The following is a 21,192-nucleotide window of genomic DNA, read 5'->3' on the forward strand; positions in this document are numbered from 1 at the left end:
ATCAGACCCCCGGTCCGGCGGGCGAAGTGGGTGTTCGGTGCTGCGCTCAGGCCTCTGGCGGTGATCACGGGCTTGAGTCGAGCGACAGCTACGGTCGTCCGCCCGTGGTGTCGCCGCCCGCCGGGTTCACCGCGACCGCCTTGAAGAACGTGTAGTGGAAGGTCCCGTGGGCCAGTGCCGTGCGGTGCAGGTCCGTGATGCCCTGGTTCCAGTCGGGCTCGGTCATGAGGCCGGCGGCCAGGGCCTCGTCCCGGACCGCTTCGACCATGGCGATGAACGTGTTGCGGGTGAAGCCGTCGACCAGGGTGGGGCGGGTCTGGTCGGCGTACACCGTGCGGGGGCGGACCACGATGTCGTCGTATCCGGCGCGGGCCAGCAGCGGATGTAACTGGCGGCCGATCAGGGCGTCTCCGCCAGCGGCCGACTGCAGTTGGACCTGGCACTCGATCACTGCTCGGGCCAGGGTGCTGGCGGGGTGGAAGAGTGCGGAGCCGTGATCCCCCTCGACCACGGTGATGGTCCCCCCGGGGCGCAGGACCCGGCGCAGTACGGCCAGTGCCCGCCGGGGGTCCGGCAGGTGTTCCAGGACGAAGCAGACGAAGACGTGGTCGAACTCCGCGGGGGAGAAGGGGAGGTCGAACAGGTCGGCGTGGTGCCACTCCACGTCCGCCCCCGGTGCGTGGTCCGCGACACGGGCGCGGGCCTGTGAAAGGGATTCCGCGGAGTGGTCGACCGCGGTGATCCTGGCCTCCGGGGCGGCCTGGGCCAGGTGGACCGTCTGGGCGCCGACCCCGCAGCCTATCTCCAGCACCCGGCTGCCGGCCGGGTAGGCCGTTCCCGCGTGCAGGAGTGCCGCCAAGGTGTCCGCCTGGTCGCCGAGCCGGGCCGCCTCGCGGTCGGAGTACCCGTGGACGTAGTCGGGCGTCGTCATCGCCTCAGGTGATGCCATTGCCCCATTCTTACGGCAACCGGGTGGCGATTTCGGCCCGTCGGGCAGGTTCGGCCGGACCTGCCCGCCGCTTCAACTCGCCTGCCCGGACTACTGGTTCATGGTTACTGCGCTGTCGGTAGTTCCCGTACGTACGCCAGCCCCCGCTTTCCGCTCAGCAGCACCTCCTCGCCCGTGGGGACGAAGCCCGTCCGCGTCAGGACCGCCCGGGACGCGGTGTTGGTGACGGCGGCCGAGGCGCGGAGCGCGGTCAGCGCGTACGCGGTCGTGCACAGGGTGAAGAGGTGGTGGACCGCCGACGTGGCCAGGCCGCGGCCCGTCGCCTTCTCGGCCAGGCGGAAGCCCAGGTCCGCGGTGCCGTCCGCCACGTGCGTCAGGTTGAAGCGGCCCAGCACCTCGCCGTCCTCCGCGACCAGGAGGTGGAAGTGGTCGGTGCCGGTGGCCTGTTCGGCCAGCAGGGCCTCGTGGCGGGCGGCGAACCGGGCGAAGTAGTCGTCGCCGCGGTCCGGCACCGAAGCGGCGAAGAAGGCGCGGTTGGCCCGCTCGAACGCGAGGAGGGCCGGGGCGTGGTCGGCGCGCAGCCGCTGGAGTCCGGGCATGGCGGGACCGTACCCGGGCGGTCGCCGCCCCCGCATCCGGTAATCGGGCGGCGACCGGCAGGCAGAGCGGGTGCCCCCTTACAGCGCGCCCCCGTGGCAGTCCCGGTACGACCGCCCCGTGCCGCACCAGCAGGCCGCGCTCCTCGCCGGGGGCCACGGGACCGCGCGGCCCCGGGCCGCGAGGGTGGTGGCGTACTGGGGGAGCAGGTCCGGGTCGGCGGGGGAGGCGGCCTCCGAGGCGGCGAACGCCTCGTACGACGGGACCGTGCCCGTCACGATGCCGAGGTTCGGGGTGCCCGTCGCATGGAGGTCGCGCAGGGCCGCCTCCAGGCGGGCCAGGTGGTCCGGGTGGGAGGCGTACTCGCTGCCGAGGCCCGGGTACGCGGTGAGGAGCTCGTCCAGTTCGGCCTGCGGCCAGTGCAGCACCGCCACCGGGAAGGGGCGGGAGAGCGCGGTGCGGTAGGTGCCGAGTTCGGCGCGCAGGCGGGTGATCTCGGCGCGCAGCTCGCCCGGGTCGGAGGAGCCCAGGGCCCACAGGCGCTTCGGGTCGTGGAGTTCGTCCAGCGGGACGGCCGCCGTGTGCAGGGTGTCGGCCAGCTCGTCCCAGGCGTCGTGCCGGACGCCCATCAGCCGGCGGACCCGGTGCCGGCCGGTCAGCAGCGACTGGGTGGCGTACGGGACCTCCTCGCCCGGCGCGATGAGCAGGGTGAGGGCCGTGGAGAAGTAGTCGTGGGCCGCCTCCAGCTCGTCGTGGGCCTCCAGGGTCTCCGCCGCGATCTCCCAGGGGGCCGCCTCCAGCGGTCCCGCCGCGCGGATGCCGTCGATGATCGCGCGGGCCTCGGCCTCGTGGCCGTACTCCCACAGGTTGGCGGCGTTGAGCGCCTTGACCAGGTGCGGGTGCTCGGTGCCGGGAGCGCTGAGCAGTTCGTCGTAGAGCGCCGTGGCGCGGGCGCGCTCGCCGGCGAGCTCCAGATGGGCGGCGGCCTGGAGGAGCAGCGGCTCGTGGTCCTCCGGATACCGTGCCGCGGTGCGCAGCAGGCGCTCGGCTTCGGTGGTGTGGTCGGCAGGCGTGTCGGGGCGCATGAACCACACCGTACTGCGGTAGGGCCGCGGGGCGGAGAGTTGTTCGGGCTCTGGAGAGTTACGGGGCTTGGCCCTATCGTGCGGGCCGTGCGTGAGCGGATACCTGTGGTGGTGCAGCGGAACTCGCGGGGGCGGCGGGCCGCTGTGCGCGGGCTGTGGACGAGCGCCGAGGTGGTGGTGACCCTGGGCGTCGTCCTGCTGCTGCTCGTCGCCCATCAGCTGTGGTGGACCAACCGGCAGGCCCGCGCCGGTGCCGCCCACACCGTGCAGGCCCTCCAGCGGGACTGGGCGGAGCCGCCGCCCGAGCCTTCGCCGTCGGTGGTGCCCGGGGAGCCGGCGGACGACAGTCCCGCCGTTTCCACGGGGGAGGAGGGGGAGGCCGACGGCACGGCTCCGGCCGTCACCGCCACCGCGCCCCGCCGGTCCCAGGCCTATGCCGTCATCCGGATCCCGCGCATCGGGCTCACCGCGCCCGTCGCCCAGGGCATCAGCAGGAGCGGCGTCCTCGACAAGGGGTACGTCGGCCACTACCCCGGCACCGCGCAGCCCGGCGCCTCCGGGAACTTCGCGCTCGCCGCCCACCGCAACACCCACGGCGAACCGTTCCGCTACATCAACCGGCTGCGCCGGGGCGACCGCGTCACCGTGGAGACCCGGGACGCCGTCTACACCTACACCGTCGACAAGACCCTCCCGCAGACCGGCGCGGGGGACGGCGGAGTGGTGGCCGCCGTGCCGCGCAGCAATGTGAAGCCGTACATCGGGTACCGGGCGGCCGGGTCCTATGTGACGTTGACGACGTGCACGCCCGAGTTCACCTCCCGCTACCGGCTGGTTGTGTGGGGGAAGCTGACCGGAGTACGAGAGCGCTGAGGCGAGGGGCGCGCGGTACTGCGCCGGGCGGTGCGCCGACGTACGAGAGCGCTGAGGTGAGAGCGCGCTGTGCCGCGCCGGGCGGTGCGCGTCGGTGCCGTGCGTGACAGGGGTCCGGTGGGTGTGGGGCCGGCGGGGCAGCCGGGCCCCGTCGGCCGAGGAAGAGGAAGTGGCGCTCGGCGGTGTCGCGCACGCCCGGGGACTCCGCGCTCGCACCGCACCATGACCGAGCCGGTGTACGCCGTGCTGGTCGTCGGCCGGCCCCGACGGATCCGTGCGCATCTGCTGTCGCTGCCGCCCGCCTCGCCGCTCGCGCTCCTGCTGACAGCGGGCCGGACGGATACCTGGCAGGGCGTTCCGGTGCGGTGGGTGAGGCGCGCCCCTGGGACGCCATGGCCGGGCCTGCCTGCCGCTGGCCGGAGGTGCCGGTGTGTTGCTGTCAACGCTCGCCACCCCGACGGCCGTTGGTCCCACGGCTCTGGCCGGACTCGGCAGGCTGACCTTCGCGGGAGCGGTCAACACGAGTGTCTCGTCGCGCTGGTTCGGGCGTCCGGCCTTCGAGAACGAGAACGAGAACGAGAACGCCGCGCCGCTCCCGGCGGCCCCCTGGTGCACCGTCCCGCGATCGCGTCCGGGTGGTGCGCGGCAGGGAACCCACGGTCCTGTCGCGCACGACGCCGTAAGGTTCTCCGACGTGCTGAGACGACGTCCGCAGTTGCTGTGGTTGCTGGTTCCCTACGTGCTCTACCTGGGGGCGCTGCCCTTCGTGAACCGGGTCCGTCCCGTCGTTCTCGGGCTGCCGTTCCTCTTCCTCTGGCTGCTCGGGGCGACCGTGCTGACCCCCGTCGCCGTCTGGCTGACCCGGCGGGGGGACCGCCGGTGAACGCCGCCGTCGCGACCTCCGTCTTCGGGGTCTTCATGGTCGTCACCGTGGCCCTCGGGCTGTTCGCCGTGCGCGGGCGGCGCGGGGCGAGGGGCGGCGGGCTCGCCGAGTGGTCGGTGGGCGGGCGCAGCCTCGGGACCGTCTTCATCTGGGTGCTCATGGCCGGTGAGGGCTACACCAGCTTCAGCTACCTCGGCGCCGCGGGCTGGGGCTACAACTACGGGGCGCCCGTCCTCTACGTGGTCGCGTACATGTCCTGCGGCTACGCCGTCGGCTATGTCGTGGGGCCGATGCTCTGGGCGTACGCGCGCAAGCACGGACTCGTCGGGATCACCGACATGGTGGCCCACCGCTTCGGCCGGCCCTGGCTCGGGGCGCTCACCGCCGTCCTCGCGACCGTCTTCCTGCTCCCGTACATCCAGCTCCAGATCACCGGCATGGGCGTGGTCGTCTCGACGATCTCCTACGGCGCCATCAGCCTGAACTGGGCCTACTTCATCGCCTTCGCCGTCACCACCGGCTTCGTCGTCGTCAGCGGGCTGCGCGGCAGCGCGTGGGTGTCCGTGCTGAAGGACGTCATGGTGATCGCCACGCTCGGCTTCCTCGCCGTCTACGTACCGACGCACTACTTCGACGGATACGGGCCCTTCCTCGACCGGCTGGTCACCGAGAAGAGCGAGTGGCTGACCTTCCCCGGGCACGGGAACAGCGGGATGGGACAGGCCTGGTTCATCACCACCTCGTTCCTCAACTCGCTCACCGTCGTGATCTTCCCGACGACCGTCGCCGGCTACCTCGGTGCCAGGAACGCCGACGTGCTGCGGCGCAACGCCATGTGGCTGCCCGCCTACAATGTGCTGCTGTTCGTGCCGATGCTGCTCGGTATGGCGGCCCTGTTCGTCGTCCCGGGGCTGGTCGGGGCCGAATCCAACCTGGCCCTCTTCAAGCTGGTCGTGGACTCGCTGCCGGCCTGGTCGGTCGGGGTCATCGGGGTCGCGGCCGCGCTCTCCTCGATCGTGCCGATGGCCGTCTTCATGCTGGTCATCGGCACGATGTGGGGACGCAGCGTGCTCTCCCTCGTACCGCGCTGGAAGCAGCGGCAGAAGGGCGCGGCCCAGTTCGTCGTCGTCATCGCGGGGAGCCTGGCCCTGCTGCTCACGTACACGGCCCCGAACACCCTCGTACGGCTGTCGCTGATCTCGTACGAGGGGATGGCGCAGCTGCTCCCCATGGTGTTGCTGGGGCTGATGTGGCGGCGGTTGACGCTGCTCGGGGCGATGAGCGGGCTGGTCGTGGGGGTGGGCGTGGTGTGCGGGTTCGTCTTCACGGAGAACGATCCGGTGTGGGGCGTGAACGCCGGCATCATCGCGCTCGGTGCCAATCTCGCCGTCGCGCTGGCGGTGACGTACGCGGGCCCGCGTGAGCGCGACGAGCGGCCGGACGAGGACGTGCTGGCGCGCGACGAGATCGAGGACCGTCCATCGGGTCCTGGGGCGGTCGACGCCCATCGTGTATAACGGTTAAAGGTTGAAGTGCCGCTGTACGCCGCGGCCGCGGGAGCGCGAGAGGGGGAGGATCCATGGACGCACGTGCCATGAACCGCTTGCGCGGTGGCCTCGCCCGGCTCCTCCGCCCCGCCGGGCTGCTGCTCTTCTTCCTCACCGAGGTCCTGCTCGCGGAGGGCGGCAGCCTCTCCGCCGCCGTCGCGCTCGCCGCCACCGCGGCCGCCGGTACCGCACTCGTCGCCTGCTCGGTGATCAGCGCCCGCTGCGCCGTCCCGGTGCCCCGCACCCGGGTCCGTACCGCCATGCGCGACCGGGAGAAACGCACCGCGTTCCTCCCGCAACGAGACCCCGACGCCAAGGGGCGCCGACGCCCCCGAGCCCCCGGCCGTGTCCTCCTGACGGCCGCGTAGGGCTCCCGCTCTCCTCCCTCCTTCGTCCAGGTGCATACGCCTTATGCGTACGTGCGGGCGCCCCGCGCGGATCGTCATGCCGAAGCTGATCCACTTCCCGGCACGACGAGACCCCCGGAGGGCTCCTCCATGTCCGCCTTCATGTCCGCTTTCGCCAGCCTGGTCGGCGCCTTCGCCGATCTGCTGCACCCGTTCTTCCAGTCCGCGTCCACCGCCGCCGCGATCGTGCTGTTCACCGCGCTCGTACGGCTCGCCGTGCACCCCCTGTCGCGGGCCGCGGCGCGCGGGCAGCGGGCGCAGCGCCGGCTCCAGCCGCAGATCGCCGAACTCCGCAAGAAGCACAAGAAGAACCCCGAGCGGATGCAGAAGGCGATCATGGAGCTGCACAAGGAGGAGAAGGTCTCGCCGCTCTCCGGCTGCCTGCCCAGCCTGCTCCAGATGCCGGCCTTCTTCCTGCTCTACCACCTCTTCTCCAGCCAGAAGATCGGCGGCGACGCCAACCAGCTCCTGGGCCACCAGCTCCTCGGCGCCCCGCTCGGCGAGCGCTGGCGCGACGCGCTCGCGGACGGCGGGATGTTCGGCGCCCACGGCCTCGTGTACCTGGGGCTGTTCGTGATCGTCGCCGCCGTCGCCACGTTCAACTACGGGCGGACGAAGCGGCAGATGGCGGCCAACCCCGTCACCCCGGCCACCGGGCCCGACGGACAGCCGATTCCGGGCATGGGGGCGATGACGAAGGTGATGCCGCTGATGTCTTTCTTCACCCTCTTCACCGTCGCCTTCGTGCCGCTGGCCGCCGCGCTGTACGTCGTCACCAGCACCACCTGGACCGCGATCGAACGGGCCTACCTGTACCGCGACATGCCGGCCACCGGTGCCGCCATGGCCACCGCGGCGTAATCGCGGACGCGAGTGCGCCGGTCCAGTGTGTGAACAGGGTCTTGCGGAGTGATCGGATGTCTTGGAGGATCGGACAAGCCTGCGATGGCCGCAACCCATCCGACGGGCCCGATCTCGACCAAGGGGAGACAGACCGTTGAAGCTGCTTCGTGTGGGTACGGCAGGCGCGGAACGACCGGCGCTGCTGGATGAGGACGGCACCCTGCGTGACCTGTCGGGAGTCGTCACCGACATCGACGGCGCGCTGCTCGCCGACGAGGACGCGCTGGCCCGGGTCCGGGCGGCCGCGGCCGCGCCCGGCGAGCTGCCGGAGCTCGACGCCGAGGGGCTGCGGGTGGGTCCGCCGCTCGCCCGGATCGGCAAGATCGTGTGCATCGGGCTGAACTACCACGACCACGCCACGGAGACCGGCGCGCAGATACCGGCGGAGCCGATCCTGTTCTTCAAGGCGCCGGACACCGTCGTCGGGCCCGAGGACACCGTGCTCGTGCCGCGCAACAGCTCGAAGACCGACTGGGAGGTCGAGCTCGCGGTCGTCATCGGCCGCACCGCCCGGTATCTCGACTCCGCGGAGGAGGGCCTTGCCCACGTCGCCGGGTACGCGGTCGCGCACGACGTCTCCGAGCGCGAGTTCCAGATCGAGCGCGGCGGCACCTGGGACAAGGGCAAGAACTGCGAGACGTTCAACCCGCTGGGCCCGTGGCTGGTGACGGCCGACGAGGTGGCCGACCCGCAGGCACTGCCGCTGAAGCTCTGGGTCAACGGTGAACTGAAGCAGGACGGCACGACGGCCGAGCAGATCTTCCCGGTCGGTGAGGTGGTGCGCTACCTGAGCCACTTCATGACGCTGTACCCGGGCGACGTCATCAACACCGGTACGCCGGCCGGGGTCGCCATGGGGCAGCCGGAGCCCAAGCCGTACCTCCGGGCGGGGGACGTCGTGGAGCTGGAGATCGCGGGGCTGGGGCGGCAGCGGCAGGAGCTGAAGGGGGCGTAGGGGGCTCGGGCTCCGGGGCCGGATGCGCCCGGGGGCCTTGTCCGCAATCGCCGGACGGGCGTGAGCCGGACGGGCTGGAAGGGCGTCCTCAATCGCCTGACGGGCTCGACCGGAGCGAGCTCGGTTTGATTGTGCCGGGCGCGGCTCGTACAAAGATCGGAGGGGTGGGGGCTGTCGGCGGCAGCTCCCACCCCTCCGGCCGGTCAGCCGCCGATCGTCGTCGCGAACTGTTCCAGGGCCTCGACCACCAGCGCGTGGTCCTCCGCCTGGGGCAGTCCGGAGACCGTGACCGAGCCGATGACGCCCGCGCCCTCGACCGAGATCGGGAACGAGCCGCCGTGCGCGGCGTACGTGCCCGGGTTCAGCCGCGAGGCCTCGTCGAACGTCGTCCCCTTGGCCCGGAACCGCGTTCCGACCAGGTAGGAGCTCTCTCCGTAGCGCTCGACGACCCTGCGCTTGCGGTCGATCCAGGCGTCGTTGTCCGCGCTCGAACCCGGCAGCGCGGCGTGGAAGAGCTGCTGCGCACCGCGCCGGATGTCGATCGCGACCGGTGCGTGCCGCTCCCGGGCCAGGGCGACGAGCAGGCCGCCGAGCGCGTACGCGTCGTCGTAGCCGAAATGCGGCAGCGTCAGCCTGCGCTCCTGCGCGATCAGCTCGGAGATGGTCGGAGCGGTGGGGTTCATGCGGGGTGCTCCTCTGTGACGGGGGCGGTGGCGGGGGACAGAGTCGTGGGCAGGGTGACCGTGACGCCCTCGCGGGCCGAGCGGCGGGCGGCCTCCAGTACGTCCAGGGCCGCGGCGGCCTGGAGCGCGGTCACCGGATTCTCGCCCTTTCCGCGCAGCGCGTCGGTGACCGCCGCGTAGTACGCGGGGTAGTCGCCCGGCAGCGTACGGACCGGGGCGCCGCCGCCCGTGAGCGGGGACTCGCCCGAGCCGAGCCGGCCCCACAGCTCCTCGGCCTCCTCGCCCCACGGCTCGTCCGCCGACGGGCGGGCACCCTCGCGCAGGGCCGCCTCCTGGGGGTCGAGGCCGTACTTCACATAGCCGGCGGTGGAGCCCAGCACCCGGAACCTCGGGCCGAGCTGGGCCGTCGTCGCGCTCACGTACAGGTGCGAGCGGACCCCGTTCTCATGCGTGATCGCCAGGAACGTGTCGTCGTCGGCGGCCGCGCCCGGACGCCGCACGTCCGACTCCGCGTACACCCGCACCGCCGGGCCGAACAGGACCAGTGCCTGGTCGACGACATGGCTGCCCAGGTCGAACAGCAGCCCGCCGATCTCCTGCGGGTCGCCCGACTCGCGCCAGCCGCCCTTCGGCCGCGGGCGCCACCGCTCGAAGCGGGACTCGAAGCGCTGCACCTCGCCCAGCGCGCCGTCCGCGAGCAGCGAGCGCAGAGTGAGGAAGTCGTTGTCCCAGCGGCGGTTCTGGAAGACCGAGAGCAGCACCCCGTGCTCCTCGGCCAGGGCCGCCAGCTCCCGCGCCTGGGCGGCCGAACCGGCGATCGGCTTGTCCACGACCACCGGCAGACCGGCCCTGATCGCGGCGGCGGCGATCGGGACGTGCGTCTTGTTCGGCGACGCGATCACGATCAGGTCGAGTTCGTCCGCACGCTGCCACAGCTCGTCCGGCGAGGCGGCGAACCGCACGCCGGGGAATTCGGCGCGGGCCTGCTCCCGGCGCTCCTCGTTCGAGGTGACGACCGTGTCCAGGACGAGGCCGTCGGTCGCGGCGATCAGCGGGGCGTGGAAGACGGAACCCGCCAGGCCGTAGCCGACGAGTCCGACGCGCAGGGGGGTCCCGGACGTGCCGGAGGTCTCGTGAGTCGCGTGGGCAGTCATGCGTTCCACTTTGGCAACGCTGTTGCCAAAGTGCAAGCGGCAGCGACAATGGGTCCGTGAACAGGAGTAATAGCGGCGCCAACCTGCCGACGCTGCGGGGCCACAACGCGGCGCTCGTGCTGGACCTGCTGCGGGTCGCGGGCGAGCGCGGGATCAGCCGGCTCGAACTGGCCGAGCGGACGGGGCTCACCCCGCAGGCCGTCAGCAAGATCACCGCACGGCTGCGGGCCGAGGGGCTGGCCACGGAGGCGGGTCGCCGCGCCTCCACGGGCGGCAAGCCCCGGACCGTGCTGCGGCTGGTGCCCGACGCCGGCCACGCGGTGGGGCTGCACCTGGACCGCGACGGGCTGACCGTGGTCCTCGTCGACCTCGCGGGCACCGTGGTCACGAGCCGTACGGCTCCGCTGGACTTCGGCGCCCCGGCCGACGAGGTGGTCGCGGCGGCCGCCGGGGCGGTGGCGCAGGTGCGCGGGGACGGGGCCCGGCCGGTGCTCGGGGTGGGCGCGGCGGTGCCGGGGCCGCTCGACCACCGGGACGGGGTGCTGCACCGTGTCACCGGATTCCCGCAGTGGGACGGCTACCGGCTCGGGGACGCGCTCACCGCGCGGACCGGGCTGCCCGTCGTCATCGACAAGGACACCAACGCTGCCGCCCTCGGGCTCGCCCTCCAGGCACCGGGTCCGGCCGACTTCGCCTACCTCCACCTCGGGACCGGGCTCGGCGCGGGGCTGGTCCTCGGCGGGGCGCTGCACCGGGGGGCCCGCACCGGAGCCGGTGAGTTCGGCCATCAGACCGTCCAGCTGGACGGTCTCCGGTGCGGCTGCGGCGGGCGCGGCTGCATCGAGGCGCTCTGCCTGGCGGCGGTGGCCCGCGGCGATGTGGCCGAGGCCGCGCGGGTGCTCGGCACCGGCGCCGCGAACCTGGTCGCGCTGCTCGACATCGACCGGGTGGTGCTGGGCGGACGCACCGTCGCGGCCGACCCCGACGCGTATGTACGAGGCGTGCGCGCGGTGCTCGACGAGCGGGCCCGGCGCGGAGGCGGCGTGGGCGGGGAGCCGGTGCCGGACGTCACCGCCGGCGGAGGCGACCGGCCGGTGGCCGAGGGGGCGGCGCAACTGGTCCTGGCCCCGCTGTTCGGCCGGGTCGGCGGCAACGACGCGGAGCGGGACGCCAGGGACGGAGTGAGGGGACCCGAACGGGGCGGCGGGACCCGTACGGGGGCGGACCCGTCGCGGCTCGGCTGATCGAGGGGTTCCGTGCCGCCGGCCGGGCGGTCCCTCGGCAAGTCTGCGCGGGGGCGCTCCGAGGGGCGTGGCAGCGTCGCGGGACCATACCGGTGAACTCCGGGTCCGGGGCGAGCCGACCGTTTCCGCGAGCAGCGAAGGCCGCCCTCATGCCCCCCACACCGCCCCCGCCCGCCACACCGCCGGAGCACCCCGCGCCGCCGCCCCCGCCCACCGGGCGGCCCCGGCACGGGCTGGTGCTCGGGCTGGCCGCGGCCAGTGTCGTCCCCGCCGTCGTGCTCGGCGGGGCGGCGAACGCGCCGGCGGCGCCCCAGCGCAATCCGGCCGCGACCCCGGCCACGCCACTGGCCCCGGCCCTGGCGGTTTCGGCCGCGGGGCCGGCTTCGGCGTCGGTTTCTGCCGCTTCGGCGGCCGGCGCACCGGTCGCCGTCGCCGCCGCATCCGCGGTCACCGCTGTCGCGGCGGAGCAGCAGCCCGCCTGCGGTGATCCGGAGTCGGCCGACTTCCCGATCGACACCCGGATCCACGGCGGTCCCGACACCTACGCGTCCGGCGGCGGCTACGGCACCTGGTTCCTGGACCTGACCAACACCACGTCCCGGGCCTGCCGGTCCATCCACCCGGTCCTGGTCCTCACCGACGAGGACCGCAAGCTGACCTCGGACCAGATCCAGCTGAAGTTCTCCGAGCGCGCCCATCCGGACGTGGAACACCGTGTCACCTGGGAGACGACCGACCGGGACGAGCACATCGGCGTCTTCGGCGGCACCGGAGCCGACGCCTTCGAGGGCTTCACCGTGCCCGCCGGCCGCACCGTCACCGTCCAGGTCCGGCTCGCGTTCACCTCCGACACCAGCCCCGGCCGGATCACCGCCAACGCCGCGATCGTCCAGCGCAAGAACCCGGCGGGCGGCAGGAGCGACAACGGCGCGGGCGACACCGGCACGGCACCGAAGGGCAGCGACGGGGAGTGGGTCGGTGAGTCCGGTGACTACCCGTTCACTGTGGTCGAGGACGGCGCCGGGGCGGGCGTGGACAGCGACGGCACCGGCCGGGAGAGCGACGGCACCGGCGAGGTCGGCAAGGGACACGAACCCGGCGGCACCGGCCGGGACAACGACGCCACCGGCCGGGACAGCGACGCCACCGGCCGGAAGCACGACACCACCGGCCGGGAGAGCGACGGCGCGGCCGACGAGTCCGGCCGTCTCCCCGGCGGCGCCCGGCCCAGCCCCCGCCCCAGCGGCGCCGCCACCGGCACCCCGCGCCCCGTCGCACCCGGCCGGGACCCGGCAGGAGTGCCGGAGCTGGCCAGGACCGGCATCCCCGTGGCACTGCCCCGGCCGGTCCTCACCGTCTCCGGTTTCCTGATCGGCGGCGGAGCGATGGTGGCCTGGTCGCGCCGGACGCGCCGCGCCCGTCGTTGACGTCGTGCCGCTGACGTTCCGGCCCTGACGTCCCGGCGCTGACGGCGTGCCGGTGACGTCCCGGCGTTCACGTCCCACTGTTGACGTCGTCCCGGTGACTTCCGGCCGCCGAGTGCGGGAGCGTTCCCCGGTGTTCATGTCCGTCTGCCACCATCGGGCCGTGGACTACCCGTACGACCAGGCACCTGGCGCACCGATCCGCTCCGGCATCCCGGAGCACGGCCGTATTCCCAAGTACTACGCCGTGAAGGCCCATGTCTCCGCTCTCATCGAGGAGTTGGGTGAGGGCGGCATGCTCCCGCCGGAGCGCGACCTCGCCCTGCGCTACGGGGTGTCGCGCGAGACCGTGCGCCAGGCGCTGCGCGAACTGCTCCTGGAGGGGCGCCTCGCCCGGCAGGGCCGGGGCACGGTGGTCGCGGGCCCCAAGCTGGAGCAGCCGCTCTCCCTCGCCAGCTACACGGAGGGCGTACGCCGGCAGGGCCGCACCCCGGGGCGCCACCTCATCGGACTGGAGCGCTTCCCCTGCCCGGAGGCGCTCGCCGCCGAGATCGGGGCGGAGCGCGGGGAGCCGGTCTGGCACCTGGAGCGGGTGCTGCTCGCCGACGACGACCGGGTCGGGCTGGAGAGCACCTACGTCAGCGTGGCCCGGGTGCCGGACCTGGCCGAGAAGTTCGACCCCGACTCGTCGTTCTACGCCTACCTCCACGACCGGCTCGGAATCTCCTTCGGTGACGCGGACGAGCGGATCGAGACCGTGCTCGCCACCCCGCGCGAGGCGCTGCTCATCGGTACGCCGCCCGCGCTGCCCATGCTGCTGATCCACCGGGTCTCGCGGGACGCGGGCGGGCAGCCGCTGGAACGGGTGCGGACCCTGTTCCGGGGCGACCGGTTCTCCTTCACCGCCCACCTGAGCGGACGCGGCTGACCCGTCCCGCGAGCGGACGGCAGGCCCCACATCGTCGGCGGCGGACGGCAGATCGACTCACTCCGATAACGGGAACGTAACGGGTCTAGGCCAGGTTTGGGGCTCAGTTCACCCTCCCGTTGCCGTACCGATCCGTACGGGTCACCCGTTCCGAGGAGCGTTGCCGTCGTGAGAGTCATCGTCGTAGGAGCCGGCGTGGTGGGAACCATGCACGCCTGGCACGCAGTCAACCGCGGCCACGAGGTCGTACAGATCGAGCGCGAGAGCGAGGCACGCGGAGCGTCACTCCGTAATTTCGGACAGATATGGGTCAGCGGCCGGGCCGGCGGCGAGGAGCTGGAGACCGCGCTCCGCGCCCGTGAGCTGTGGGAGTCCATCGGGGAGCGGGTGCCGGACCTGGGCTTCCGCGCCTGCGGCTCGCTCACCCCGCTGCGGACCGAGCGGGAGAGCGCCGTGGCCGAGGCGGCCGTCGCCCGCCCCGACGCGGCGGCCCGCGGCTACAAGCTGCTCACCGCCGCCGAGGCCCGCGCGGTCAACCCGGCGCTGCGCGGCGACTTCCGCGCCGCCCTGTGGTGCGAGCGGGACGCGGCCGTCGAACCGCGCATCGCCCAGCTCGCCCTGAAGCGGGAGCTGCTGGCCTCCGGCCGGTACACCTACCTCGGGGGTCGCGAGGTGCGCGAGGTGGTCGGCACCGCGTCCGTGCGCGACGACCACGGCGACGTGCACACCGGCGACGCCGTCGTCCTGGCCACCGGTGCCTGGCTCGGCGGGCTCGTCCGCGAACTGGCCGGCCCCGACCTGCCGGTGCGCCGGGTCCGCCTCCAGATGATGCAGACCGACGCGCTCGGGGAGAAGCTCACCACGTCCGTCGCGGACGCCGACAGCTTCCGCTACTACCCGGCCTACCGGGGCGAGGCGCTCGACGCCCTCAACGCCGGACAGCCCCAGGCCGCCACCGCCGCGGAGCACCGGATGCAGCTCCTGATGGTGCAGCGCCGCGACGGCGGACTGACCATCGGCGACACCCACGAGTACGAGCACCCCTTCGCCTTCGACACCGTCGAGGAGCCGTACGAGCACCTCACCGGCGTCGTCGAGTCCTTCCTGGGCCGCCCGCTGCCGCGCATCCGCCACCGCTGGGCCGGGGTCTACGCCCAGTGCACCGACACCGGCCGCGTCGTCCACCGCCAGCAGGTACGGGACGGCGTCTGGCTGGTCACCGGACCGGGCGGACGCGGCATGACCTGCTCTCCCGCCATCGCGGAAACGACCGCCAACGAACTGGGCTGGTGAAGAAGTTGACCACGAACAACACCCACGGCACGAGCAACACAGACAGCACCCGCAGCACCCACGACCTGATCGTCCTCGACATGGCGGGCACCACCGTCGCCGACGGCGGCCTCGTGGAGCGGGCCTTCTCCGCCGCCGCCGAACACCTCGGCGTACGCCCCGGCTCCGACGACCACGCGGCGAAGCTCGACTACGTCCGCGCCACCATGGGCGAGTCCAAGATCACCGTGTTCCGGCACCTCTTCGGCGAGGAGGCCCTCGCCCAGCAGGCCAACGCCGCCTTCGAGGAGGCGTACGGGCAACTGGTCGACGGCGGCCTCATCGCCCCCGTCCCCGGCGCCCCCGAGGCCATCGAGCGGCTCCGGACCGAGGGCCGCACCGTGGTGCTGTCCACCGGATTCGCCCGCACCACCCAGGACGCGATCCTCACCGCGCTCGGCTGGCAGGACCTCGTCGAACTGACCCTCTGCCCCGCCGACGCGGGCGGCCGGGGCCGCCCCTACCCGGACATGGTCCTCGCCGCGCTCCTGCGCACCGGGGCGGTGGACGACGTCCGCCGGACCGTCGTCGCGGGGGACACCTCGTACGACATGCTCAGCGGCGTACGCTCCGGGGCCGGGATCGTCGCGGGCGTCCTCACCGGCGCCCACGACAAGGACCGGCTCGTCCGCAGCGGCGCCACCCACGTGCTCGGCTCCGTGGCCGAACTGCCGGACCTGATCGCGCGGGCCGAGGCATGACGGGCGGGGCCACGGCCGTCCGCAGCGGCATCAGGTTCGACCGGGTCAGCGTCGCGTACGGCGGGAACACCGTCCTGGACGGCCTCGACCTCACCGTCGAACCCGGCGAGGTCATGGCCCTGCTCGGGCCCTCCGGATCCGGCAAGACGACCGCCCTGCGCGCCGTCGCCGGGTTCGTCCGGCCGGTCTCCGGGCGGGTGTTCATCGGTGACCGCGACGTCACCGCCCTGCCGCCGCACAAGCGCGGCATCGGCATGGTCGTCCAGAGCTACGCCCTCTTCCCGCACCTGCGGGTCCAGGACAACGTCGCCTTCGGCCTGAAGGCCCAGAAGGCCGACAGGGCCGAGATCCCGGGCCGGGTCGCCGAAGCGCTCGAACTCGTCGGCATGGCCGGGTACGCCCGCCGCTACCCGCGCGAACTCTCCGGCGGCCAGCAGCAGCGCGTCGCCATCGCCCGCGCCCTCGCCATCCGCCCCGGCGTCCTGCTGCTCGACGAGCCGCTCTCCGCGCTCGACGCCCAGCTGCGCTCCGGGATGCTCACCGAACTGGCCCGGCTGCACCGGGAACTGCCCGACGTCTCCATCCTGTACGTCACCCACGATCAGGTCGAGGCGCTCACCCTCGCGGACCGGATCGCCGTCATGGACCGGGCCCGGCTGCGTGACTGCGACACCCCGCAGGAGCTGTACCGGCGCCCGCGCACGGAGTTCACCGCCTCGTTCGTCGGCAACGCCAACCTGCTGCCGGTCACCGTCACGAAGGCCGGCGACACCGTGGACTTCGCCGGGCACGCCCTCGCCGTACCCACCGGCGAGGTGGCCGAGGGCGCCACCGCCACGCTCTGCGTCCGGCCGCACCTGGTCGGGCTCGGCGCCGGACCCAACGCGCTGACCGGCACGATCTCCGAGGTCCAGTGGCGCGGATCCACCCACCGGCTGTACGTCGATATCGACGGGCACCGCATCAAGGCGGATGTCCGGGAACTGCGGGAGACGCCCGTACTGGGGGACAGGGCGACGCTGCACTTCGCGGCGCGGGACGCGGTGCTGCTGCCCGCCGGGGCGGGGGTGACCCGTGGCTAGCGCCGTGACCGGGGACGTCAGGACGGCCGCGTCCGGCAGCGGGTCCGTCCTCAAACGCCGGACCGGCCGGAACCTCTGGTCGCTGCCCCCCGTCGCCGTGCTCGCCGTCGTGTTCCTCTATCCGCTCCTGCTCGTCGTCCGGCAGTCCTTCAGCCCCGACGAGGGCGGTACCTCCTTCGCCCCGTACACCGAGGTCTTCGCCTCCGCCTCCTTCCGCTCGGCGCTCACCACCACCGTGTGGCTCGCGGCCGGTGCGACCGTCGGGTGCCTCGTCCTCGGCTTCGTCCTCGCCATGGTCATCGCCTTCGTACCGTTCCCCGGCGGCAAGGCCGTCGCCCGGTTCGTCGACGTCTTCCTCTCCTTCCCGTCCTTCCTGATCACGCTCGCCCTGCTGTTCATCTACGGCAACTCCGGCATGGCCAACGGCCTGTGGACCGGGGCCACCGGGGCGGCCGACGGGCCCTTCCACTTCCTCACCACACCGTGGGGCGTGCTCCTGGCCGAGATCACCTACTTCACCCCGTTCGTGATGCGCCCGCTGCTCGCCGCCTTCTCCCAGCTCGACACCGCGCAACTGGAGGTGGCGTCCTCGCTGGGCGCCGGACCGGCCCGGATCGTGCGCCAGGTGATCCTGCCCGAGGCGCTCCCGGCACTCGCGGCGGGCGGCAGCCTCGTCCTGGTGATGTGCCTCAACGAGTTCGGCATCGTGCTGTTCACCGGCGCGAAGGGCGTCACCACCCTGCCGATGCTCGTCTACAGCAAGGCGATCCTGGAGTCCGACTACCCGGCCGCCTGTGTCGTGGCCGTCGTCAACATCGCGATCTCCGTCGGCCTCTACAGCCTGTACCGGGTGGTGAGCCGACGTGCTGGTGCATAGCCGTACCGGGAAGTGGGCCACCTGGGCCGTCTTCCTGCTGCTGTTCGTCCCGCTGTTCGCGGTGCCGCTGCTGGTCGTCCTCGCCGCCTCGTTCGCCACGAACTGGTCCGGCGCGTTCCCCTCCGGGCCGACGCTGGAGCACTACGACGCGGCGACCGCGGGGGACTCCCTCCAGGCGCTCACCACGAGCCTGGTCACCGCCGTCACCGCCAGCCTCCTCGCGCTGCTCGTCGGTTCCTGGGCGGCGCTCGCCGCGGCCTCGCTGGGGCGGCGCGGGAAACGGTTCCTCGACGCGCTGTTCATGCTGCCGGTCGCCGTGCCGTCGGTCGTCGTCGGGCTCGCCGTGCTCGTCGCGTTCAGCCGGCCGCCGGTGCTGCTCAACGGGACGCGCTGGATCGTGATCCTCGCGCACACCGTTCTTGTCACGGCGTTCGCCTATTCGTCGGTTTCGGCCGCGACAGTACGTCTCGACCCGATGTACGAACAGGCCGCCGCCAGCCTCGGTGCCCGGCCCTCGTACGTCCTGTGGCGCATCAGGCTTCCGCTCCTGCTGCCGTCTCTCACCGCGGCCGCCGGGCTGTGCTTCGCCCTCTCCATGGGCGAGCTGAGCGCCACGATGATGCTCTACCCGCCGGACTGGACACCCCTTCCGGTGCAGATCTTCGCGGCCACCGACCGCGGCTCGCTCTTCACCGGAGCCGCCGTCGCCGTGGTCCTGATGGCGACGACGCTGCTCGTGCTGTTCGCGGTCTCCCGCATCCGCACCAGGGCCTCGTACCGCTGACCTCCCCCGCTCTGACACGCTTTCCAGGAGATACGAATCCCATGCGCAAGAACCACCTCAGGCCCATAGCCGCCGTCACCGGCGCGCTCGCCCTCGCCGCCTCCCTTTCCGCCTGCGGCGGCTCCTCCGCCGCCTCCGACGCGAAGGTCGTCACCGTCTACAGCGCCGACGGCCTCAAGGGGGAGAACGGCGACGGCTGGTACGACAAGGTCTTCAAGGACTTCGAGAAGAAGACCGGCATCAAGGTCGAGTACGTGGAGGGCGGCTCCGGCGAGATGGTGCAGCGCGCCGTCCGCGAGAAGACCAACACCCAGGCCGACGTGCTGGTCACCCTCCCGCCGTTCATCCAGCAGGCCGACGCCAAGGGACTCCTCCAGTCGTACGAGCCGGCCGGCTCCGACCAGGTGGCGGGCGCCGACAAGGCGTCCGACGGGAAGTGGACCTCGGTCGTCAACAACTACTTCGGCTTCATCTACAACAAGAAGGAGCTGACCACCCCTCCCGCCACCTGGGAGCAGCTGCTCGACGGGACGTACAAGGAGAAGGTCCAGTACTCCACCCCGGGCGTCGCGGGTGACGGCACCGCCGTGTTGATCAAGGCCGTGCACGACTTCGGCGGCAAGGAGCCGGCCATGGCCTACCTGAAGAAGCTCCAGGCCAACAACGTCGGTCCGTCCGCCTCCACCGGCAAGCTCGCGCCCAAGGTCGACAAGGGTGAGCTCCTCGCCGCCAACGGTGACGTCCAGATGAACTACGCCCAGTCCAAGGACATGCCGAACCTCGGCATCTGGTTCCCGGCGAAGGCCGGCTCCAAGCCCACCACCTTCGCCCTGCCGTACGCGGCGGGCCTGGTCACCAAGGCCCCGCACAGCGCCAACGGCAAGAAGCTGCTCGACTTCATGCTCGCCGAGCAGGCCCAGAAGGACGTCAGCGCGGTCGGCGGCGGCTTCGCGGCCCGCGAGGACATCGAGGCGGGCGACCCCAACGCGGTCGCGCTGAAGAAGCTGATGGACGGGGTCGAGGTCTTCGAGCCGGACTGGTCGGACATCGCAGCCAACCTCGACTCCTACGTGGACGCCTGGAAGTCGGCCACCGGAAGCTGACCGTTGCCGGACCGTTCACCGCGGGGGTCTGGACCTCCGGCGGATCATCGCGAAAAGATAACGGGTCTAGGCCCAAGTTCAACTCCCCGCGCGAAAGCGGGGAGTTGAACGGGTCTTCCGTGAGCCCCCACCACTCCGACGGAGGATCTCGTGACCTCAGGTATGTCCCGCCGCACACTCCTCATGAGCGCGGCCGCCGTCGCCGCCGCAGCACCGCTCGCCGCCGCGGGCGTCGCCGGTGCGGCGGCCGCCCGTACCCCCAAGGTCCTGGTCATCGGCCTGGACGGCGCACTGCTGAACAGAATCAAGGACGCCGACGCACCCCACCTCGACGCGCTGATGGCCGCCGGACTCACCTCCGTCAGCCCGCTCTACGCCGACCCGATGGCCCCGACCCTGTCGGGCCCCGGCTGGTCCACGATCATCACGGGCGTCTGGCCCGACAAGCACCACGTCAAGGACAACGCCTTCACCGGCAACGCCTTCGCGCGGTACCCGGACTTCCTGACCCGGATCGAGACCGCGAGGCCCGCGCTCTCGACGTACGCCGTGGCCTCCTGGAACCCGGTCACCGACACGATCTTCTCCTCGAAGGTCGACACCCGGGTCTCCACCCCGGACGCCGAGTACGACACCGGCACCACCAGCCGGGCCGCCGCCGAGCTGGCCAACGGCAACCGGGACGCGGTCTTCGTCCACCTCGACAACGTCGACCACGCGGGCCACAGCTACGGCGCCGCCAGCAGCCAGTACCTCGCCGCGATCCACGGCGTCGACACCCAGGTCGGCCAGCTGGTCGCGGCGGTGAAGGGCCGGGCCACCTACGGATCGGAGGACTGGCTCATCATGATCACCGCCGACCACGGGCACACCGACGCGGGCGGCCACGGCGGGGCCAGCGCGGCCGAGCGGCAGACCTTCCTCATCGCGACCGGCGGCTCCATCACCGCGGGCTCGACCCGGTACGACATCAAGATGCCCGACGTCGCGGTCTCCGCCCTCGCCCACCTCGGCATAGCCGTCGACCCGGCCTGGGGCCTGGACGGGCGCCCCCTCCAGCAGCCCAGGCCCGACGCCTTCGACGCGCTCCGCCCGAAGCTGCAGACCCGGGTGGACGAGACGGGTACCGGAGCCGCCGTCCTCGGCTTCACCCACACCCCGCCCGCCGGATGGACCATCGACAACAGCGCGATGGGCACCGGCGGCGTCACCGAATGGCGCGGCTGGACCTTCACCACCGACGAGTTCTGGACCGCCGCGGAGCGCGGTCAGTGGCGCGAGACCAACGTCCGGGCCCGGAACGTCTTCGCGGTCGCGGACGGCGACGAGTGGGTCGACAAGAGCTACACCGGCACCTTCGACTCCACCCTGGTCGGCCCCGCCTGGCCGGTCACCGGCGGCCGCACCGCCACCCTCGCCTACACCACCCACTACCGCCAGGAGGCCCCGCAGAAGGGCGAGGTCCTCGTCTCCTACGACGGCGCCGCACCGGTCTCCGTCAAGACGTACACCTCGGACACCGTCTCCACGAACGAGTCGATCGCCCTCAAGGTCCCGGCCGGAGCCTCCACCGCCCAGGTCCGGTTCCGCTACACCGGGGGCAACAACTGGTTCTGGGCGGTCGACGGTGTGAGCGTCACGTCGGGCTGATCCGGAGCCGCGGCCGGAACGCCCGGACGCG

General features: G+C 72.6%; 21 protein-coding genes. 16 read left to right on the forward strand and 5 right to left on the reverse strand.

The genetic code is table 11. The annotated features are described in order from the left end of the window. Positions 1–88: 88 nt before the first annotated feature. The 3 genes from ACIP89_RS00830 to ACIP89_RS00840 form a co-directional block, all read right to left on the reverse strand. On the reverse strand, positions 89–949 hold the full coding sequence (locus tag ACIP89_RS00830; RefSeq protein ID WP_402112205.1) for a methyltransferase domain-containing protein: 861 nt from the start codon (positions 947–949) through the stop codon (positions 89–91). Between the two features lie 104 nt (positions 950–1,053). After that, the gene (locus ACIP89_RS00835) at positions 1,054–1,548 is read right to left on the reverse strand and encodes a GNAT family N-acetyltransferase (RefSeq protein WP_402112207.1); all 495 of its coding nucleotides are present in this window, start codon (positions 1,546–1,548) and stop codon (positions 1,054–1,056) included. 78 nt (positions 1,549–1,626) lie between these two features. After that, positions 1,627–2,631, reverse strand: coding sequence for an SEC-C metal-binding domain-containing protein (locus tag ACIP89_RS00840; protein ID WP_401921847.1), 1,005 nt, complete (start codon positions 2,629–2,631; stop codon positions 1,627–1,629). 78 nt (positions 2,632–2,709) lie between these two features. Between ACIP89_RS00840 and ACIP89_RS00845 the strand changes: the two genes are divergently transcribed. The 6 genes from ACIP89_RS00845 (at position 2,710) to ACIP89_RS00870 (ending at position 8,199) form a co-directional block, all read left to right on the forward strand. Further along, the gene (locus ACIP89_RS00845) at positions 2,710–3,504 is read left to right on the forward strand and encodes a class E sortase (RefSeq protein WP_402112210.1); all 795 of its coding nucleotides are present in this window, start codon (positions 2,710–2,712) and stop codon (positions 3,502–3,504) included. Between the two features lie 724 nt (positions 3,505–4,228). After that, entirely contained in the window at positions 4,229–4,387 is a 159-nt protein-coding gene (locus tag ACIP89_RS00850) for a DUF3311 domain-containing protein (protein ID WP_073738383.1), read from the forward strand. Further along, on the forward strand, positions 4,384–5,904 hold the full coding sequence (locus tag ACIP89_RS00855) for a sodium:solute symporter (protein WP_402112212.1): 1,521 nt from the start codon (positions 4,384–4,386) through the stop codon (positions 5,902–5,904). The genes ACIP89_RS00850 and ACIP89_RS00855 overlap by 4 nt, the downstream gene beginning before the upstream one ends. Positions 5,905–5,966: 62 nt before the next feature. Continuing rightward, on the forward strand, positions 5,967–6,302 hold the full coding sequence (locus ACIP89_RS00860; RefSeq protein WP_024490967.1) for a DUF6412 domain-containing protein: 336 nt from the start codon (positions 5,967–5,969) through the stop codon (positions 6,300–6,302). A gap of 129 nt (positions 6,303–6,431) precedes the next feature. Beyond that, entirely contained in the window at positions 6,432–7,202 is a 771-nt protein-coding gene (locus ACIP89_RS00865; RefSeq protein ID WP_402112215.1) for a YidC/Oxa1 family membrane protein insertase, read from the forward strand. A gap of 136 nt (positions 7,203–7,338) precedes the next feature. After that, the gene (locus tag ACIP89_RS00870; RefSeq protein WP_401921960.1) at positions 7,339–8,199 is read left to right on the forward strand and encodes a fumarylacetoacetate hydrolase family protein; all 861 of its coding nucleotides are present in this window, start codon (positions 7,339–7,341) and stop codon (positions 8,197–8,199) included. Positions 8,200–8,402: 203 nt separating this feature from the next. Here ACIP89_RS00870 and ACIP89_RS00875 read toward each other — a convergent pair whose 3' ends face one another. Next, on the reverse strand, positions 8,403–8,882 hold the full coding sequence (locus ACIP89_RS00875; protein ID WP_401921832.1) for a heme-degrading domain-containing protein: 480 nt from the start codon (positions 8,880–8,882) through the stop codon (positions 8,403–8,405). Next, positions 8,879–10,036: a Gfo/Idh/MocA family oxidoreductase gene (locus tag ACIP89_RS00880; RefSeq protein ID WP_402112218.1), complete on the reverse strand. Its 1,158-nt coding sequence runs from the start codon at positions 10,034–10,036 to the stop codon at positions 8,879–8,881. The genes ACIP89_RS00875 and ACIP89_RS00880 overlap by 4 nt, the downstream gene beginning before the upstream one ends. A 56-nt stretch (positions 10,037–10,092) precedes the next feature. On the opposite strand from ACIP89_RS00880, the gene ACIP89_RS00885 reads away from it, so the two are divergent. From ACIP89_RS00885 to ACIP89_RS00930, 10 genes are all read left to right on the forward strand, one after another. Next, positions 10,093–11,280: an ROK family protein gene (locus tag ACIP89_RS00885; protein ID WP_402112220.1), complete on the forward strand. Its 1,188-nt coding sequence runs from the start codon at positions 10,093–10,095 to the stop codon at positions 11,278–11,280. A gap of 149 nt (positions 11,281–11,429) precedes the next feature. Next, complete coding sequence (locus ACIP89_RS00890) at positions 11,430–12,707, forward strand: hypothetical protein (protein WP_402112223.1); 1,278 nt, start codon at positions 11,430–11,432, stop codon at positions 12,705–12,707. Between the two features lie 160 nt (positions 12,708–12,867). Next, entirely contained in the window at positions 12,868–13,632 is a 765-nt protein-coding gene (locus tag ACIP89_RS00895) for a GntR family transcriptional regulator (RefSeq protein WP_401921822.1), read from the forward strand. A 168-nt stretch (positions 13,633–13,800) separates the two neighbouring features. Further along, positions 13,801–14,925 carry a TIGR03364 family FAD-dependent oxidoreductase gene (locus ACIP89_RS00900; protein ID WP_401921820.1) on the forward strand — a complete coding sequence of 375 codons (1,125 nt, stop codon included), beginning with the start codon at positions 13,801–13,803 and terminating at the stop codon, positions 14,923–14,925. A gap of 5 nt (positions 14,926–14,930) precedes the next feature. After that, complete coding sequence (locus tag ACIP89_RS00905) at positions 14,931–15,665, forward strand: phosphonatase-like hydrolase (protein WP_402113439.1); 735 nt, start codon at positions 14,931–14,933, stop codon at positions 15,663–15,665. Then, complete coding sequence (locus ACIP89_RS00910; protein WP_401921818.1) at positions 15,662–16,747, forward strand: ABC transporter ATP-binding protein; 1,086 nt, start codon at positions 15,662–15,664, stop codon at positions 16,745–16,747. Before ACIP89_RS00905 ends, ACIP89_RS00910 begins: the two co-directional genes overlap by 4 nt. Further along, complete coding sequence (locus ACIP89_RS00915) at positions 16,740–17,624, forward strand: 2-aminoethylphosphonate ABC transporter permease subunit (RefSeq protein WP_401921816.1); 885 nt, start codon at positions 16,740–16,742, stop codon at positions 17,622–17,624. The genes ACIP89_RS00910 and ACIP89_RS00915 overlap by 8 nt, the downstream gene beginning before the upstream one ends. Beyond that, the gene (locus tag ACIP89_RS00920) at positions 17,611–18,408 is read left to right on the forward strand and encodes an ABC transporter permease (RefSeq protein WP_401921814.1); all 798 of its coding nucleotides are present in this window, start codon (positions 17,611–17,613) and stop codon (positions 18,406–18,408) included. Before ACIP89_RS00915 ends, ACIP89_RS00920 begins: the two co-directional genes overlap by 14 nt. A gap of 41 nt (positions 18,409–18,449) precedes the next feature. Then, complete coding sequence (locus ACIP89_RS00925) at positions 18,450–19,511, forward strand: 2-aminoethylphosphonate ABC transporter substrate-binding protein (RefSeq protein ID WP_401921812.1); 1,062 nt, start codon at positions 18,450–18,452, stop codon at positions 19,509–19,511. 162 nt (positions 19,512–19,673) lie between these two features. After that, entirely contained in the window at positions 19,674–21,161 is a 1,488-nt protein-coding gene (locus ACIP89_RS00930) for an alkaline phosphatase family protein (protein WP_402113442.1), read from the forward strand. Positions 21,162–21,192 lie beyond the last annotated feature (31 nt).

Source organism: Streptomyces sp. NPDC088730, from assembly GCF_044751215.1.
Taxonomy (GTDB): domain Bacteria; phylum Actinomycetota; class Actinomycetes; order Streptomycetales; family Streptomycetaceae; genus Streptomyces.

Excerpts from the sequence above, each read along its gene's own strand:
- ACIP89_RS00835 (WP_402112207.1), bottom strand. The coding sequence starts at position 1,548 with ATGCCCGGACTCCAGCGGCTGCGCGCCGACCACGCCCCGGCCCTCCTC.
- ACIP89_RS00860 (WP_024490967.1), top strand. The coding sequence starts at position 5,967 with ATGGACGCACGTGCCATGAACCGCTTGCGCGGTGGCCTCGCCCGGCTC.
- ACIP89_RS00930 (WP_402113442.1), top strand. The coding sequence starts at position 19,674 with ATGTCCCGCCGCACACTCCTCATGAGCGCGGCCGCCGTCGCCGCCGCA.
- ACIP89_RS00925 (WP_401921812.1), top strand. The coding sequence starts at position 18,450 with ATGCGCAAGAACCACCTCAGGCCCATAGCCGCCGTCACCGGCGCGCTC.
- ACIP89_RS00880 (WP_402112218.1), bottom strand. The coding sequence starts at position 10,036 with ATGACTGCCCACGCGACTCACGAGACCTCCGGCACGTCCGGGACCCCC.
- ACIP89_RS00840 (WP_401921847.1), bottom strand. The coding sequence starts at position 2,631 with ATGCGCCCCGACACGCCTGCCGACCACACCACCGAAGCCGAGCGCCTG.
- ACIP89_RS00830 (WP_402112205.1), bottom strand. The coding sequence starts at position 949 with ATGGCATCACCTGAGGCGATGACGACGCCCGACTACGTCCACGGGTAC.
- ACIP89_RS00865 (WP_402112215.1), top strand. The coding sequence starts at position 6,432 with ATGTCCGCCTTCATGTCCGCTTTCGCCAGCCTGGTCGGCGCCTTCGCC.
- ACIP89_RS00910 (WP_401921818.1), top strand. The coding sequence starts at position 15,662 with ATGACGGGCGGGGCCACGGCCGTCCGCAGCGGCATCAGGTTCGACCGG.
- ACIP89_RS00890 (WP_402112223.1), top strand. The coding sequence starts at position 11,430 with ATGCCCCCCACACCGCCCCCGCCCGCCACACCGCCGGAGCACCCCGCG.
- ACIP89_RS00875 (WP_401921832.1), bottom strand. The coding sequence starts at position 8,882 with ATGAACCCCACCGCTCCGACCATCTCCGAGCTGATCGCGCAGGAGCGC.